This window comes from Xanthomonas campestris pv. campestris str. ATCC 33913 (assembly GCF_000007145.1).
GTDB classification, from domain to species: domain Bacteria; phylum Pseudomonadota; class Gammaproteobacteria; order Xanthomonadales; family Xanthomonadaceae; genus Xanthomonas; species Xanthomonas campestris.
The window spans coordinates 1,174,136-1,190,058 of the sequence record NC_003902.1; the positions used below are offsets into that span (position 1 = coordinate 1,174,136).

13 protein-coding genes, 1 tRNA gene and 1 other RNA gene are annotated in these 15,923 nt (G+C 63.7%); 14 read left to right on the forward strand and 1 reads right to left on the reverse strand.

Annotated features, from left to right (window positions below; translation table 11 throughout):
• The first annotated feature begins 56 nt into the window (after positions 1-56).
• The 5 genes from XCC_RS05300 (at position 57) to XCC_RS05320 (ending at position 2,989) form a co-directional block, all read left to right on the forward strand.
• A tRNA-Val gene (locus XCC_RS05300) sits at positions 57-131 on the forward strand.
• A gap of 92 nt (positions 132-223) precedes the next feature.
• Positions 224-1,099, forward strand: coding sequence for a hypothetical protein (locus XCC_RS05305; protein WP_194734220.1), 876 nt, complete (start codon positions 224-226; stop codon positions 1,097-1,099).
• The gene (locus tag XCC_RS05310) at positions 1,096-1,830 is read left to right on the forward strand and encodes an HIRAN domain-containing protein (RefSeq protein WP_228442138.1); all 735 of its coding nucleotides are present in this window, start codon (positions 1,096-1,098) and stop codon (positions 1,828-1,830) included. Before XCC_RS05305 ends, XCC_RS05310 begins: the two co-directional genes overlap by 4 nt.
• A 397-nt stretch (positions 1,831-2,227) precedes the next feature.
• On the forward strand, positions 2,228-2,452 hold the full coding sequence (locus XCC_RS05315) for a hypothetical protein (protein ID WP_011036228.1): 225 nt from the start codon (positions 2,228-2,230) through the stop codon (positions 2,450-2,452).
• Positions 2,453-2,659: 207 nt separating this feature from the next.
• Complete coding sequence (locus XCC_RS05320; RefSeq protein ID WP_014506900.1) at positions 2,660-2,989, forward strand: hypothetical protein; 330 nt, start codon at positions 2,660-2,662, stop codon at positions 2,987-2,989.
• A 96-nt stretch (positions 2,990-3,085) separates the two neighbouring features.
• Here XCC_RS05320 and prpR read toward each other — a convergent pair whose 3' ends face one another.
• Positions 3,086-4,687 carry a propionate catabolism operon regulatory protein PrpR gene (prpR, locus tag XCC_RS05325; RefSeq protein ID WP_011036230.1) on the reverse strand — a complete coding sequence of 534 codons (1,602 nt, stop codon included), beginning with the start codon at positions 4,685-4,687 and terminating at the stop codon, positions 3,086-3,088.
• A 145-nt stretch (positions 4,688-4,832) separates the two neighbouring features.
• Between prpR and prpB the strand changes: the two genes are divergently transcribed.
• The 9 genes from prpB to XCC_RS05370 all read left to right on the forward strand — a co-directional run bounded on the left by prpB (position 4,833) and on the right by XCC_RS05370 (position 15,370).
• Positions 4,833-5,729 carry a methylisocitrate lyase gene (prpB, locus tag XCC_RS05330; RefSeq protein WP_011036231.1) on the forward strand — a complete coding sequence of 299 codons (897 nt, stop codon included), beginning with the start codon at positions 4,833-4,835 and terminating at the stop codon, positions 5,727-5,729.
• A 75-nt stretch (positions 5,730-5,804) separates the two neighbouring features.
• Positions 5,805-6,959 (forward strand): bifunctional 2-methylcitrate synthase/citrate synthase, encoded by a 1,155-nt coding sequence (gene prpC, locus XCC_RS05335; protein WP_011036232.1) that lies wholly within the window; start codon positions 5,805-5,807, stop codon positions 6,957-6,959.
• A gap of 198 nt (positions 6,960-7,157) precedes the next feature.
• The gene (gene acnD / locus XCC_RS05340; protein WP_011036233.1) at positions 7,158-9,752 is read left to right on the forward strand and encodes a Fe/S-dependent 2-methylisocitrate dehydratase AcnD; all 2,595 of its coding nucleotides are present in this window, start codon (positions 7,158-7,160) and stop codon (positions 9,750-9,752) included.
• Positions 9,753-9,838: 86 nt separating this feature from the next.
• Positions 9,839-10,081, forward strand: coding sequence for a type II toxin-antitoxin system ParD family antitoxin (locus tag XCC_RS05345; RefSeq protein ID WP_043877819.1), 243 nt, complete (start codon positions 9,839-9,841; stop codon positions 10,079-10,081).
• Positions 10,078-10,395 (forward strand): type II toxin-antitoxin system RelE/ParE family toxin, encoded by a 318-nt coding sequence (locus tag XCC_RS05350; RefSeq protein WP_011036235.1) that lies wholly within the window; start codon positions 10,078-10,080, stop codon positions 10,393-10,395. The genes XCC_RS05345 and XCC_RS05350 overlap by 4 nt, the downstream gene beginning before the upstream one ends.
• 93 nt (positions 10,396-10,488) lie before the next feature.
• Entirely contained in the window at positions 10,489-11,688 is a 1,200-nt protein-coding gene (prpF, locus tag XCC_RS05355; protein WP_011036236.1) for a 2-methylaconitate cis-trans isomerase PrpF, read from the forward strand.
• A 254-nt stretch (positions 11,689-11,942) separates the two neighbouring features.
• A complete protein-coding gene (locus XCC_RS05360; protein WP_011036237.1) occupies positions 11,943-14,159 on the forward strand; it encodes a TonB-dependent receptor in 2,217 nt (738 codons plus the stop codon).
• A gap of 124 nt (positions 14,160-14,283) precedes the next feature.
• On the forward strand, positions 14,284-15,234 hold the full coding sequence (locus XCC_RS05365) for a nucleoside hydrolase (RefSeq protein WP_011036238.1): 951 nt from the start codon (positions 14,284-14,286) through the stop codon (positions 15,232-15,234).
• 61 nt (positions 15,235-15,295) lie between these two features.
• A non-coding RNA gene (locus tag XCC_RS05370) (sX9 sRNA) lies at positions 15,296-15,370 on the forward strand.
• Positions 15,371-15,923: the final 553 nt, after the last annotated feature.

Here is a 15,923-nt window from a genome sequence, read left to right on the forward strand (position 1 = left end):
GTAAACAACTATTGACGATCTCCGCCGCTGCCCTATAATGTGCGGCTCGCGTCACCGGGCGGTTAGCTCAGCGGTAGAGCATTGCCTTCACACGGCAAGGGTCACAGGTTCGATCCCTGTACCGCCCACCATATTTGTAGTGTTTACGAAAAAAACCGGCCAATGGCCGGTTTTTTTCGTAAATGCGAGGTAAGTGCAGTGGGCCATGGACAGGGGGGGTTCTATGTTCCAGATCGTGCAAGTTCCAAGTGGTGCTGCTGACTTGCCAGAGCAGATGGGAACCAAAGCGAAGTTCTGGTTTGACGACAGTCGTCGTCTCTTTAAGGAGGGGCGACCTGGGACTGGGGAAAACTGGGCAGAGGTGATTGCAGCCGAGCTAGCGGCCCTCCTCGGTTTGCCGCACGCTACGTATAGCTTGGCAGAGTATGAAGGCCGACGAGGTGTGGTTACCGAATCCTTTGTTCCATCTGGCGCGCGGCTCATCCTTGGCAATGAGCTGATTGGCTTCGCAGCCCGTGAGACGGTGAGTAGGCACACTAGGGGCCAAGCACACACCATTGGCCGCCTGAGCAGCCTCCTGAATAGACCGCAGGTTGCGCTTCCAAGCGGATGGGTCTCACCGACGTCCTTTTTCAACGCGGCAGATGTGATGTCTGGATATCTTCTGCTCGATGCTTTGATCGCAAATCAGGATAGGCATGAGGAGAACTGGGGCCTCATCAACTCACACGGTGCAATCTACCTCGCGCCGACGTTTGATCACGCTTCAAGTCTAGGTAGGAATGAGACAGATCAAAGGCGAATACAGAAGTTGGACGCAAACCATCCTGATCATGGTGTTCTTGGATATGCAAGGAGAGCAAAGGTGCCCATTTACGACGGCATGGGCCCATTGCAATCAGGTGAAGCTTTTTTTGCATTTGCCAGATCATGCCCAGATAAAGGAGCTTACTGGCTAAATCGACTCCATGAGCTGGATCCGAGTAGTTTCTTGGCACTGCTAAATAGAATTCCTGTAGGTTGGATTACAGATCCAGCCCGCCGCTTTGCTGCCGAGCTCCTCAAGGTCAACAGAGACCGACTTTTGGACGAAAAATGAAATCCCTCTACCTCGCCATTCAACAACATGAAAGTCGTCGCTGGTCTCCTGTAGCTAAGGTTACAAAGAACGGAGGTGTCTATCGTCTGGTGTATACGAAGGGCGCATGGGAGGTGCCGGGCTTCAGCGGATTTGCGCGCATGGAAGATCTGTATCAAGAGTACCGCTCTGCGGAAATTTTTCCGATCTTGAAAAATCGGACTTTGCCTCGGTCGCGGCCTGAGTATCAAAATTATATTTTATGGCTTGGTCTCTCACCAGAAGAGCATGACGAACTTGACGAGTTGGCGAGATCTGGCGGTATTCGTGCTACAGACCAAATCGAGCTGATTCCTGCGCCAGAGAGGAAAGAAGACGGAAGCTTTGAGGCTTTCTTTTTTGTGCGTGGCATCAGTTACATTCCGGGAACCGCTGATATCGACTTGAAAATCGGTGATCGCCTCTTTGTCATGAAGGACTTTCAGAACGAGCAGGATTCCGCGGCATTGCTTTTGCGCACTGGAGATCCGGTGTCAGTAGTTGGGTACGCTCCGAGGTACTACAGTCACGACCTTTCCCGTTTAGCGGAACTTTGCCCGCCTCAGGATCTTTTGGTGACAGTTGAGCGGCTTAATAATAATGCTCCTGCTGCTTATAAGGTGCTTTGTAAGGTCGTGGCACCTTGGCCGGCGGGCTTCGATTTTTTCGGCTCCCATGTGTTTGATGAAGTGCCGAAAGCTCCGGTGTCTTAGATGGTTTGAGCCTTTACTGATTATGCTCTTATGGTGTCCTTGGCTTTAGTAGATTTCGTCTACGGAATTAAGTCCGGAGGCTGGGATGGGTAGCAACGATGAGCTATCTCCGAAGACTCATGCGTTCGTTCAGGCGTTCGTTGCAGGAATTTAGTCAGCGAGCCGCGGTGGTGGTCGCGTCGGCGCGTTGCATGCACACGCAACGTACACCCGCGTAAGAAGTTTTTCACCTGCCGGTAGCGGTGGTGCGCGGAAGGTAGCGCGCAGATGCGGCGGCGGTGCGGATGGGGTGGGGGCGAAGCGCTGCGATGGGAACGATCGGTTCACTTGCAGGCAGCCCCCGACAGTCCGGCCGCAGCGCAGCGACCCTGACGCGCTACTCGACGGAGACAGACCCATGCGTACGCAAAGTCGAATGATGGTGGCTGGAACACGCCGGTTTCCGGTGTATGAGGTGCGCGTCAGCGAGCAGGGTGCGGTGACGCGCCATTACACGGTCGGCGAGCTGGGCGGGTGCTTCGGCGATCTGGCCGCTGCAGCCGCGTCGGCACAGAGCCTGCTGGACACGGCCGATCTGGTGATGCCGCCTGCGCCCGGCGATCTGCAGCTGGCGTTGCGCTGACGCTGCGCCTCCTTCGGCGGCCAGCCGCCGTGCGGTCGCTGTAGCGGTGTGCTGTGCGTTCGACGCGTGCACTGCGGCGTGCGTCACCTTTTTGCCAGGCTGGTGAATCCCAACCGGCCGCAATGGGATTGCGGTGGCGTCTGCTTATTGCAGGGCCGTGGGAGAACCGCCATCCTGCTCGGCCCTGGATTCAACGAAGGAGTGGCGATGAAGACGCTGCTTGGAACTGCATTGGCTGCGAGCCTGCTCCTGCTGGCCGGTTGCGCCAAAGACATGGGCGAGGAATTCGTGGGCAAATGGGTCAACGCCAAGGCGCCGAAGAACGTGCTGAGCATCGAGCACAACGGCGAAAGCTTCATCATTCGCGATACCCGGCCCGAGCTGTTCGGCAACGGGGTGAAGACCAAGAACTATCCGGCGGTACTGCGTGGCGATGTGCTGCAGGTTTCCAATGGCGTGGGCACGATCAACTACGCCATCGATCAGTCGACCGGCAACCTGAGCACCGGCGAATCCGAGTACACACCGGTCAAGTAGTGCGTGCCTGCGGGCGCAGGTGCAGCGTCAGTCGCAAAAGCCGTGCCGCGGCGATCTGTTCTAGCGCTAGTACTCAAGCGCGCGTGCGTGCGCCGGTCACTGCGAAGAAGCGAGCTCCTGTGCCTGCATCCAGCGCCAGAGGGTGGTGCGCGAGACGCCCAACGCTTTGGCTGCGGACGCGCGGTTGCCCTGCGCACGTTCCAGTGCCGCACGTACCAATGTCGCGGTGAGGTGCGCGCGCGAGCTGGCTGCGTCGGCGGATGTGGAATCGTAGCCCGCTGGCGTGCTGGCATCGGCCAGCTCCGGAGCCCAGGCCTCGAGCTGGGCCAGACTCACCTGGCCCTGTGCTTGCGCCTTCCAATGAATGCACAGACGCTCGACCAGGTTACGTAGCTCACGCACGTTGCCGGGCCAGGCGTGCTGTTGCAGTCGCTGCAGCGCAGCGGGCGAGAGTGGCAATGCCGTCTCGCTGCCGTGTTGCGCGTAGTGCGTGAGTAACAAGGCGATGTCGTCGGGGCGATTCCGCAGCGGCGGCAGGTCGATGCGCAACGCGGCCAGGCGATAGAACAGGTCGCGGCGGAAGCGCCCCTGGTCGACGAGTGTCTGCAGCGGCTGCAGGCTGGCCGCCACCACGCGCACATCGACCGGTACCGGCACGGTGGCGCCAACGCGCAGCACCTCGCGTTCTTCCAGTACACGCAGCAGGCGGGTCTGCAGCGGCAGTGGGAGCTCGCCGATTTCATCGAGAAACAGGGTGCCGTCCTGCGCGGCTTCGATCAGCCCTGTGTGGCCGCCGCGCCGCGCGCCGGTGAAGGCGCCATCGCTGTAGCCGAACAGTTCCGCTTCCAGCAGCGACTCGGTGATCGCGCCGCAGTTGATCGCCACAAACCGGCCCCGGCGGCGGCTGCCGGCGTGCAGCTGCCGCGCAACCAGCTCCTTGCCGGTGCCGGTCTCTCCGCTGATCAACACGGTGCTGGCGTGCGGCGCGTACAGCTGCACCAGTGCGCGCACCTGCACCATGGCGGTGTCTTCGCCGAGCAGTGCGGCCGGTTGGTTGCGCGTGCGGCGTGTGGCATTGCGTAGAGCGGGGGCTGCGCTGCTGGGCGCGGTGGCCAGGGCGATCGCCTGGTCGAGCGCCAGGCGGACCGAGTCGGCCGAGTACAACAACACGCCGGGCAGGCCGGCCTGTTCGGCGAAGTCGATCGCCATGCCGGTCCCGACGATCACCTGGATGCCGCTGGCACGCAGGTCGGCGATGCAGTCGCGGGCGTCCTCGGCAGTGACGAAGCGGCGGTGGGCGATGTCCAGCGCGAAGCTGTCCTGGAACGGCTGAAATGACGGCACGTCGGTGGCATGGGTCACCACGCCGATGCGCGGTGCGATGCGGCGCGCGCGCGCCAGTGCTTCCATCAGGTCGAAGCCGGTGGCCTGGATCGGCGCCAGCGGCAGCGGTAGCCGGCTGCGCAGGTAAGCGGCGTTGGAGCCGCCAGCCACCAGCACATCGCAGCGCTCGCGGCGCAGGCGCTGGCCGATGACCTCGACCGCCTCGGCAAAGCCGAGGTTGATCTGCTCAATGTGTGCGCGCTGGTCGAACTCGGGAATGACATCGGCCAGCAGGCCGGTCAGGCGCGACACGCTGACCGTCCAGATCACCGGCAGGGTGCCATCCGCAGGAGCGACGAAGGAGGAGTGAGGCATGATTCGCTGACGTTTCAGTGATGTTGCATAGTGCTCCGACTGTTTCATTGATGCAACGCTGCGAGCGGGCACGGTCAATCACATCAATGGCTTACGGTTGGCACGCCCCTTGCGCTACTGCAGTCATCCCATTTCAGGAATCGCCATGACGTCCTTGCCCCTGTCTTCCGCTGGCGCCCGGTTCCGTGCAGCCCTGGCCGCCGAATCGCCGCTGCAGGTGATCGGCGCCATCAACGCCAACCACGCGTTGCTGGCGCAACGCGCCGGCTATCAAGCCATCTATCTTTCCGGCGGCGGGGTGGCGGCCGGGTCGCTGGGCTTGCCGGATCTGGGCATCAACACCCTGGAAGACGTGCTGATCGATGTGCGCCGCATCACCGATGTCTGCGAACTTCCGCTACTGGTGGATGTGGACACCGGCTTTGGGCCGAGCGCGTTCAATATCGAACGCACCATCAAGTCGCTGATCAAGGCGGGCGCGGCCGGCTGCCATATCGAAGATCAGGTCGGCGCCAAGCGCTGCGGCCATCGCCCGGGCAAGGAGATCGTCAGCCAGGGCGAGATGGTGGATCGGGTCAAGGCAGCGGCCGATGCCAAGACCGATCCGGCGTTCTTCCTGATTGCGCGAACCGACGCGATCCAGATGGAAGGCGTGGATGCGGCGATCGAACGCGCCATTGCCTGCGTGGAGGCGGGCGCGGACGGTATCTTCGCCGAGGCCGCCTATGACCTGGAGACCTACCAGCGCTTCGTTGATGCGGTGCGCGTGCCTGTGCTGGCCAACATCACCGAATTCGGCAAGACGCCGTTGTTCACCCGCGACCAACTTGCGCAGGCCGGCGTGGCGATCCAGTTGTTCCCGCTGTCTGCCTTCCGCGCTGCCAACAAGGCCGCCGAAGCGGTGTACACCGCAATCCGCCGCGATGGGCATCAGAACGCCGTGCTGGAAAGCATGCAGACGCGCGAAGAGTTGTACGAGCGCATCGGCTATCACGATTACGAACAGCGACTGGATGCCTTGTTCGCGCGCAAGGGCGCATGATCGCGCTGCGCAGCACGTCGCCGGTGCCATCCCGTTAGTCATTTCGCGACACGCCATATCTGAAGAGGTCCACGCATGAACGACACCGTCATTCCTGGTTTCAAGCCGAAGAAATCGGTTGCCCTGTCCGGCACCGCCGCCGGCAATACCGCGCTGTGCACCGTGGGGCGCAGCGGCAACGATCTGCACTACCGTGGTTACGACATTCTGGACCTGGCCACCAGCAGCGAATTCGAAGAGATCGCGTATCTGCTGGTGCACGGCAAGCTCCCCAACAGTGGTGAACTGCGTGGTTACAAGGCCAAGCTGCGCTCGTTGCGCGGCGTGCCGGCGGCGGTGAAAACTGCGCTGGAACAGCTGCCGCCCTCGGCGCACCCGATGGATGTGATGCGCACCGGCGTTTCCGTGCTCGGCTGCCTGCAGCCGGAAAAGGACGACCACAACCATCCAGGTGCGCGCGATATCGCCGACAAGCTGATGGCCAGCCTGGGCTCGATGCTGCTGTACTGGTATCACTACAGCCACAACGGCAAGCGCATTGAGGTAGAGACCGACGACGATTCGATCGGTGGGCATTTCCTGCACCTGTTGCATGGATTTGCGCCGAAAGAATCGTGGGTGCGCGCGATGCACACCAGCCTGATCCTGTATGCCGAGCATGAGTTCAACGCGTCGACATTCGCGAGCCGCGTTATCGCCGGCACCGGCAGCGACATGTACAGCGCCATTGCCGGCGGCATCGGCGCGCTGCGTGGCCCCAAGCACGGTGGCGCCAACGAAGTGGCATTCGAAGTGCAGAAGCGCTACGACACGCCGGATGAGGCCGAGGCCGACATCAAGGCACGGGTGGAGCGCAAGGAAGTGGTGATCGGCTTCGGCCACCCGGTGTACACGGTGTCCGACCCGCGCAACAAGGTGATCAAGGACGTGGCCCGCGAACTGTCGGACGAGCAGGGCAGCCGCAAGATGTACGACATCGCCGAGCGCCTGGAAACGGTGATGTGGGACATCAAGAAGATGTTCCCGAACCTGGATTGGTTCAGTGCGGTGAGCTACCACATGATGGGCGTGCCGACGGCGATGTTTACACCGCTGTTCGTGCTGGCACGCACGGCCGGTTGGAGCGCGCACATCATCGAGCAGCGCGTGGATGGCAAGATCATCCGCCCCTCGGCCAACTACACCGGGCCGGAAGACCAGGCGTTTGTGCCGCTGGATCAGCGCGCCTGAGCAGGCGCTGCAGGTTGCGCTGTTGACCGGTTGCCTGCCTCTTGAGCAGATCGCCGGAAAACAGCGCAACTGTGTACTTGCAAACACCGCACAGCCCTGCAGCCTCTACCCGATTCCCGATTCCCGATTCCCGATTCCCGATTCCCGATTCCCGATTCCCGCTCCAAAGCCCCCGCCCGCTTCGTGATGTCGCCAGCCATGAACAACTCGTACCGCAAGCCCTTGCCGGGCACCTCGTTGGACTATTTCGATGCCCGCGCCGCTGTGGATGCGTTGCAGCCCGGTGCGTATGCCACGCTGCCGTACACCGCGCGTGTGCATGCCGAAAACCTGGTGCGCCGCGCCGATCCGCAACACGTGGACGCTTATCTGCGGCAGTTGATCGAGCGCAAGCGCGACCTGGATTTCCCGTGGTTCCCGGCGCGCGTGGTGTGTCACGACATCCTTGGGCAGACCGCATTGGTGGATCTAGCCGGTTTGCGTGATGCCATTGCCGAGCAGGGTGGTGACCCGGCGCAGGTCAATCCGGTGGTGCCGGTGCAGTTGATCGTGGATCACTCGCTGGCGGTGGAATATGCCGGCTTCGACAAGCAGGCCTTTGCCAAGAATCGTGGCGTGGAAGACCGCCGCAACGCAGACCGGTTTCACTTCATCGAATGGACCAAGCGGGCATTCGAGAATGTGGAAGTGATCCCGCCGGGCAACGGGATCATGCATCAGATCAATCTGGAAAAAATGTCGCCGGTGATCTACGTGCAGGACGGCGTGGCGTTTCCAGATACCTGCGTGGGCACCGACAGCCACACCCCGCACGTGGATGCGTTGGGCGTGATTGCCGTAGGCGTTGGTGGCCTGGAAGCGGAGAACGTGATGCTCGGCCGCGCTTCGTGGATGCGGCTGCCGGACATCATTGGCGTGGAGTTGCTGGGGCGGCCGGCGCCGGGTATCACCGCCACCGATATCGTGCTGGCGCTCACCGAATTCCTGCGCCAGCAGCGCGTGGTGGGCGCGTACCTGGAGTTCTACGGTGCGGGTGCCAGTGCGCTGACCATCGGCGACCGCGCCACCATTTCCAACATGACGCCGGAGTTCGGCGCCACCGCGGCGATGTTCTACATCGACCAGCAGACGCTGGACTACCTGCGCCTGACCGGGCGCGAAGACACGCAGATTGCGCTGGTGGAAACATATGCCCGCCAGACCGGCTTGTGGGCCGACGATCTGGTCACCGCGCAGTACGAGCGCATGCTGCAGTTCGATCTGTCCAGCGTGGTGCGCAACATGGCCGGCCCGTCGAACCCGCACAAGCGTGTGGCGACCAGCGAGCTGGCCAGCCGTGGCATTGCCGCTGCGTGGGAGCAGGTGCCCGGGCAGATGCCCGATGGTGCGGTCATCATCGCGGCGATTACCTCGTGCACCAATACCTCCAATCCGCGCAACGTCATCGCCGCTGGCTTGCTGGCGCGCAATGCGAATGCGCGCGGTCTTACGCGCAAACCATGGGTGAAAAGTTCGCTGGCACCTGGCTCCAAGGCGGTGCAGCTGTACCTGGAAGAGGCCGGCTTGCTTGGCGAGCTGGAGCAGCTGGGCTTCGGCATCGTGGCGTTCGCTTGCACCACCTGCAACGGCATGAGCGGCGCGCTGGACCCGGTGATCCAGCAGGAAATCATCGAGCGCGACCTGTATGCCACCGCGGTGTTGTCGGGCAACCGCAATTTCGATGGACGGATCCACCCGTACGCGAAGCAGGCTTTTCTCGCATCGCCGCCGTTGGTGATTGCCTATGCCATCGCCGGCACGGTGCGCTTCGATATCGAGAAGGATGTCCTGGGCGTGGATGCCGAGGGTGTGCCGGTCACGCTCAAGGACCTGTGGCCCAGCGATGCGGAGATCGATGCGGTGGTCGCGCGCAGCGTGAAGCCGGAGCATTTCCGCAGCGTGTACGAGCCGATGTTCAGGCGCAGTGGCCTGCAGGGTGCACGCGTCAGCCCGTTGTACGACTGGCGCGCGCAGAGTACCTACATCCGCCGCCCGCCGTATTGGGAGGGCGCGCTGGCAGGTGCGCGCACCTTGCAGGGCATGCGCCCGCTGGCGGTGTTGGGCGACAACATCACCACCGATCATCTGTCGCCGTCCAATGCGATTCTTGCCAGCAGTGCGGCCGGTGAATACCTCACCCAGATGGGCGTGCCGGAAGAAGACTTCAATTCCTACGCCACCCACCGCGGCGACCATCTCACCGCGCAGCGGGCGACCTTTGCCAACCCCAAGCTGGTGAACGAAATGGCAGTGGTCGATGGCCAGGTCACGGCCGGTTCGCTGGCGCGGCTGGAGCCGGAAGGGCAGGTGCTGCGCATGTGGGAGGCGATCGAAACCTACATGCAGCGCAAGCAGCCGCTGATCATCATTGCCGGTGCCGATTACGGGCAAGGCTCGTCGCGCGATTGGGCGGCCAAGGGCGTGCGGCTGGCCGGTGTGGAGGCGATCGTGGCCGAAGGCTTCGAGCGGATTCACCGTACCAACCTGATCGGCATGGGCGTGTTGCCGCTGGAGTTCAAGCCGGGGACCGACCGCAAGATGCTGGGTATCGATGGCAGCGAGACGTTCGATGTGGTCGGCGAACGCACCCCGGGCGCAACGCTGACGCTGTCGGTGCATCGACGCGACGGCGAGCAGCTGCAGGTGCCGGTGACCTGCCGCCTGGATACCGCAGAAGAAGTGTCGATCTACGAGGCGGGCGGCGTGCTGCAGCGGTTTGCACAGGATTTTCTGGAAGCAACCAAGGCTGCCTGAATATGCGCCAGTACGTCTCGCCCAGCGGCTTGCCGATGCCGCTGCCGGGAGGCACACTTTGGCAATCTTTGCCATCGGGTCGCTGCATGGCCACCATGAACATCTCGCTCCCGGACGAGCTCAAGGAATTTGTCGACCAGCAGGTCCTGGAACATGCTTACGGCTCGAGCAGCGAATATCTGCGCGAGCTGATCCGTATGCAGCGTGATGCGCAAAGCCTGCGCGCGCTGTTGCTGGACGGCGCAGAGTCCGGGCCTGCTGTTGCGATGGAGGCCGACTTCTTTGACAGCATGCGCGCGCGTGCGCGTCAGCGCGCTGCCGGAAAATGAAGCCGGCGCGCTGGCGCCCCTTGGCGCTGCGCGATGTCGACGAGGCAGCCGCCTGGTACGGCGCCGAGGGCGGGCTTGCGCTGGAATTGGCCTTTACCAAAGCACTGGAGTCGGCGGTGACCACGCTCATGCGCAATCCGGCGGCCGGTTCTAGCCGCCACGCGGTGGTGCTGAAGCTGCCGCAGATTCGTGTCTGGCCGCTCAAGCGGTTTCCCTATCTGCTGTTCTACAACGAGCGCGCAACCGACATCGTCATCTGGCGTGTCCTGCACATGCAACGCGATATTCCTGCGTGGATGAGCGCACATCCGTAACGCCTGGCACGCAGCCCCGCCAAGCCGAGCACGCGGCGCTGCTGCACCGGACGTGTCCATGCACACAACTCAATTCGACCTCACCGAGCCGACATGACCCATTTGCCCCAACTCCGCATCCCCGCCACCTACCTGCGCGGCGGCACCAGCAAGGGCGTGTTCTTCCGCCTGCAGGATCTGCCGCCTGCCGCACAACAGCCGGGGCCGACGCGCGATGCGTTGTTGCTGCGGGTGATCGGTAGCCCGGATCCGTATGGCAAGCAGATCGATGGCATGGGCGGGGCGACGTCGAGCACCAGCAAGAGCGTGATTGTCTCCACCAGCACGCGGCCGGCGCACGACGTGGACTATCTGTTCGGGCAGGTGTCCATCGACAGTGCCTTCGTGGACTGGAGCGGCAACTGCGGCAATCTGTCGGCGGCGGTGGGGCCGTTCGCGCTTGCCAATGGCCTGGTCGATGCGGCACGCGTGCCGAGCGATGGCGTGGCCACGGTGCGGATCTGGCAGGCCAACATCGGCAAGACCATCGTGGCGCACGTACCGATGCGCGCAGGCCAGGTGCAGGAAACCGGCGACTTCGAGCTGGATGGCGTGACCTTTCCGGCGGCCGAAGTGCAACTGGAATTCCTGGACCCGGCCGATGCTGCCGAAGGCGAGGGCGGGGCGATGTTTCCGACCGGCAACCTGATCGATGCGCTGGAGGTCCCCGGCCTGGGCACCATCGACGCCACCCTGATCAACGCCGGCATTCCCACCATCTTCGTCAACGCGCGCGACCTGGGCTACACCGGCACCGAGCTACAGGACGCCATCAATGGCGACCCGCGCGCGCTGACCATGTTCGAAACCCTGCGCGCACACGGCGCGGTGCGCATGGGCCTGATCGCACGCGTGGAGGATGCGGCCACGCGCCAGCACACCCCAAAAGTGGCTTTCGTGGCGCCGCCGGCCGACTACACCGCTTCCAGCGGCAAACCGGTGCATGCGGCCGAGGTCGATCTGCTGGTGCGCGCGATGTCGATGGGTAAATTGCACCACGCCATGATGGGGACCGCCGCGGTGGCGATCGGCACCGCCGCCGCTGTGCCGGGCACCCTGGTCAATCTGGCCGCCGGCGGTGCGGCGCGCTCGGCGGTGCGCTTCGGCCACCCCTCCGGCACCCTGCGCGTGGGCGCCGAGGCCACCCAGGTGGGTGGGCAGTGGCAGGTCACCAAAGCATTGATGAGCCGCAGTGCGCGCGTGCTGATGGAAGGGTGGGTACGGGTGCCGGCTGATGCTGCCGGGATCGGGTAATCGGCGCAGCAAAACAGGCCGGAAATCCGCGTCGTTGCGCTGATCCGGGGCGGCGGCGGCTGTGTCGTCCCGCTGCCGCCAACGAGGGCTGTAGTGCGGAAATTGCACGCCCCTGTTGCATTAATTAGAACGCACTTTCGAATTCCGAAAACTTTTTCGCACGCGTCCTGCCATATTTGTGTAAATCATGTTAATTCTGTTGCAACGCGGCATGAAAGCCAGGCCGCCCCGTCACCAGAATCCGGAGTCCTCCCATGTCAGCCAGCCGGTCGCTTCAGGTCAGCGCGCTCGCCGTTGCCGTCGCTTCCCTTCTTCCGTTCTACGCCGCGGCCCAGCAGGCGCCCAGCGATGACGGCATTGCGCGTCTGGACGCGGTCAAGGTCACGGTGGAGCGCCGCTCGGAAGACTCCAAGGACGTGCCGGTGTCCGCCAGCGTGTTGCGTCCGGAATTTCTGGATGCCATCTCCACCAGCGGCTCGGACATCCGCGTGCTGGCCGGCAAGGCGCCGAGCCTGAATATCGAATCCTCCAACGGCCGTGTGTTCCCGCGCGTGTATATCCGCGGCTATGGCAACACCGACTTCAATACCTACGCCTCTCAGCCGGTGTCGCTGGTGTACGACGACGTGGTGCAGGAAAACGCCTTCCTCAAGGGCTTCCCGATCTTTGATCTGGAAGGCCTGGAAGTGCTGCGCGGCCCGCAGGGCACGCTGTTCGGCCGCAACACGCCGGCCGGCGTGGTCAAGTTCAATTCGGTCAAGCCGACCATCGGCGCCAATGACGGCTACGCCAGCCTGTCCTATGGCACCTACGGCACCATGACCCTGGAAAGCGGCCTGAGCATCGCCATGGGCGAGCATTGGGCGGCGCGTCTGTCCACGCTGGGCCAACGCCGCGACGACTGGGTGGAAAACCGCGACGGCCGCGATCTGGAAGGCTATACCGACTCGGCCGTGCGCCTGCAGCTGCTGTACCAGGGCAGCGACACGTTCAGTGCGCTGTTCAACGCGCACGCCCGCCACCTGGACGGCACCGCGCGTCTGTTTCGCGCCAACATCTTCCAGCCCGGCACCAACCAGCTGGTGGATGGCTTCGACCCGGAGCGTGCCTCCATCGATGGCGCCAACAACCAGGAACTGCAGACCTACGGCGGCAGCGCCAATCTGAGCTGGGACCTGGGCGACATCGCGCTGCACTCGATCACCGCCTATGAAGGCATCGGCAAGTACTACAGCCGCGGCGATATCGACGGCGGCTTCGGCGCAGTGTTCGCGCCGCCGTCCGGCCCCGGCCCGATCCCGTTCCCGGTGGAAACCGCCGGCGGCATCAAGAGCCTGGACCAGTACAGCCAGGAGCTGCGTGCCGAATCGCAGTACGCGGGCCCGCTCAACTGGCAGGCCGGCCTGTACTACTTCCATGACGATGTGGAAGGCGAGAACTACACCTACAACACCTTCAGCGGCGGCGATTTGGCCAGCTACCAGCTGACCCGTCAGCGCAATACCTCGTGGGCAGCGTTCGGCTCGTTGAACTATGCCGCCACCGACCGCCTGAACCTGCGCGCCGGCATCCGCTACACCTACGACAAGAAGACCTTCGACGTGCTGGCGCTGGACCGCGTCACGCTGGTGGAACCCTCCAGCGGCGAGACCGACAACTCCAAGGTCACCGGCGATGTGGCGGCGACCTTCGCCATCAACGATGCGGTCAACGTCTATGCACGTGCCGCACGCGGTTTCCGCGGCGCCAGCTTTGGTGTGCCTTCGGGCACCGCACCGCTGACCGTGGCCGAGCCGGAGACGGTGGATTCGTTCGAGATCGGCATCAAGTCCGACCTGTTCGACAACCGCGCCCGCATCAGCTTCGACGTCTACGACTTCCGGGTGAAGAACCAGCAGCTCACCGCAGTGGGCGGCGCCTCCAACGATGTGCGCCTGCTCAACGCCGACAAGACCAAGGCACGCGGTGCCGAATTCGACTTCGAAGCGCTGATCACCCAGAACCTGCGTGTGACCGCCGGCGGTGCCTACAACTGGACCCGCATCGAAGACCCGACCCTGTCGGTGGGCGTGTGCCGCACCTGCACCGTAACCGACCCGCTCAACGCCGCCGGCAACGCGATCATCGATGGCAATGCGCTGCCGCAGGCATCGAAGTGGATGGCCAACGCCACGCTGCGCTACGGCATCCCGATGGGCGATGACGGCGAGCTGTTCTTCTACACCGACTGGTCCTACCGCAGCGAAGTGAACTTCTTCCTGTACGACTCGCGTGAGTTCGTTGGCCAGCCGTTGGTCGAAGGTGGCGCGAAGATCGGCTACAACTGGGGCGCCGGTGCGTACGAGCTGTCGGTGTTCTGCCGCAACTGCACCAACCAGATCCGCGCCACCGGTGCGATCGACTTCAACAACCTCACCGGTTTCATCAACGACCCACGCATCGTCGGTGCACAGTTCCGCGCCAATTTCTGATGGCCGGTGTGAGGTAAGCGATCCAGGCCGCCGGCTATCATGCCGGCGGTTTTTTTCGTGGTGGAGTGCGGTGATGCGACAGCGGTGGGCAACGAGGTGGCTGATAGCGGTGGGCCTGTGCGGGATGCTGGTGTGCAGCGGTGTGCAGGCAGCGGCGGCGCAGGCGCAGACAGTGCCGGCCATCGCCGCGGCCGAGCGCGTGGTGGTGTCCACCGACATCGGCGATGACATCGACGACGCCTTCGCGCTGGGCCTGCTGCTGCGCAGCCCGCAGCTGCAGGTGCTGGGCATCGCCTCGGCCTGGGGCGACACCACGCTGCGCGCGCAGTTGCTGCAGCGGCTGTTGCAGCTGGCCGGACGCAGCGAGATTCCGTTGGCGGTGGGCGAGCGCACCACCAGCACGATTCCCTTCAGCCAGGCGCGTTGGGCGGCCAAGGGGCAGCTACCAGGCAAGCTGCCGGATGCGGCGGCGATGATCCTGCAGCAGGCGCGCCTGCATCCCGGCGAGCTGACCTTGCTGGTGCTGGGGCCGATGACCGATGCGGCACGTGCACAGCAGCGCGACCCGGCAGGGTTTGCCAAGCTCAAGCGCATCGTGGCGATGGGCGGCTCGGTGCGGGTGGGCTACGGCAAGTCAGCGTACCGCCCGGCCAGCGCACCGGCGCCGGAGTACAACCTGCTGGCCGATGTACCCGCCGCACAACGGGTGTTCGCCGCTGGCGTGCCGATCGTGCTGCTACCGCTGGACGCCACCCAGATCACGCTGGAAGAATCCGAGCGCGTGGCCCTGTTTGCACAGGGCGATGGCCTGACCGATGCACTCACCCAGCTGTACTACCAGTGGCGCAATACCGACCAGCCCTGGGCCAGCGCCACGCCAACGTTGTTCGACGTGGTGCCGGTGGCCTGGCTGCTGCAACCGCAGCTATGCCCGACCACGCCATTGCATCTGGAAGTCGATGCGCAGGGGTACACGCGCGAAGGCACCGGCACGCCGAACGTGCAAGCTTGCCTGCGCGCGGACAAGCCGGCGTTGATCGATATGTACATGCGCACGTTGTTGCAGTCGCACTAAGAGCAGCTATCAAAACGACTGCGCAGCCGCCAGGCGGGCGCGGCCGGTGCTCGGAATCGGCATGTACCCCCGTACACTCCGGTTCCTCCGCGCCGTCCGCACCCACCTGACGACTGCTCGCTACATTTTGTTAGCCGCTCTAAGAGCAGGGATCAAAGCGACTGCGCAGCCGCCAGGCGGGCGCGGGCGCGTTACGAATCGGCATGTCGCATGCGTCCACTTCGGTTCCTGCGCGCCGCTGCCACCACCTGTCGTGGCGAACGCCAGCCTGGCGGTCAGCGCAGTGGTTTTGTTGGTCGCACTTTATCGGACGCAGCCACAGGCTGGTTGGCCGGTTGCGCGGCGCCGCCACCGCTCGCGGGACACGCCGTGAACCCGTCCCTGGGGGCTCGATGGCGGCATCCATGCGGCCAACGGTCCCGCAATCGGCGAGAGCGCCGCGCTAGACAGTGAGCCGGTTGCTTTGTAGACGCTGGCGTTGATGTCGTTGCGTTGTGGAGCTGATTGTCCACGCGGCGATCCGGTCGAGAGTGTCGGTGTGCATGTTTTCAACAACGCAACCGACTCACACTCCGGTGCGGTGTCCTCGCCGATTGCGGGACCATGTAGCGGCATGGATGCCGCTACTGAGCCTGCATGGACGGACTCACGGCGTGTCCCGCTAGCGGCGGGGGCACCGCGCCCACGAC

What these genes read in the sequence shown, in the direction of transcription:
- XCC_RS05350 (WP_011036235.1), top strand. Translation starts at nt 10,078, where the DNA reads ATGAAGCCGGCGCGCTGGCGCCCCTTGGCGCTGCGCGATGTCGACGAG.
- XCC_RS05320 (WP_014506900.1), top strand. Translation starts at nt 2,660, where the DNA reads ATGAAGACGCTGCTTGGAACTGCATTGGCTGCGAGCCTGCTCCTGCTG.
- XCC_RS05305 (WP_194734220.1), top strand. Translation starts at nt 224, where the DNA reads ATGTTCCAGATCGTGCAAGTTCCAAGTGGTGCTGCTGACTTGCCAGAG.
- prpF (WP_011036236.1), top strand. Translation starts at nt 10,489, where the DNA reads ATGACCCATTTGCCCCAACTCCGCATCCCCGCCACCTACCTGCGCGGC.
- prpC (WP_011036232.1), top strand. Translation starts at nt 5,805, where the DNA reads ATGAACGACACCGTCATTCCTGGTTTCAAGCCGAAGAAATCGGTTGCC.
- XCC_RS05310 (WP_228442138.1), top strand. Translation starts at nt 1,096, where the DNA reads ATGAAATCCCTCTACCTCGCCATTCAACAACATGAAAGTCGTCGCTGG.
- acnD (WP_011036233.1), top strand. Translation starts at nt 7,158, where the DNA reads ATGAACAACTCGTACCGCAAGCCCTTGCCGGGCACCTCGTTGGACTAT.
- XCC_RS05360 (WP_011036237.1), top strand. Translation starts at nt 11,943, where the DNA reads ATGTCAGCCAGCCGGTCGCTTCAGGTCAGCGCGCTCGCCGTTGCCGTC.
- XCC_RS05315 (WP_011036228.1), top strand. Translation starts at nt 2,228, where the DNA reads ATGCGTACGCAAAGTCGAATGATGGTGGCTGGAACACGCCGGTTTCCG.
- XCC_RS05365 (WP_011036238.1), top strand. Translation starts at nt 14,284, where the DNA reads ATGCTGGTGTGCAGCGGTGTGCAGGCAGCGGCGGCGCAGGCGCAGACA.
- XCC_RS05345 (WP_043877819.1), top strand. Translation starts at nt 9,839, where the DNA reads ATGGCCACCATGAACATCTCGCTCCCGGACGAGCTCAAGGAATTTGTC.
- prpB (WP_011036231.1), top strand. Translation starts at nt 4,833, where the DNA reads ATGACGTCCTTGCCCCTGTCTTCCGCTGGCGCCCGGTTCCGTGCAGCC.
- prpR (WP_011036230.1), bottom strand. Translation starts at nt 4,687, where the DNA reads ATGCCTCACTCCTCCTTCGTCGCTCCTGCGGATGGCACCCTGCCGGTG.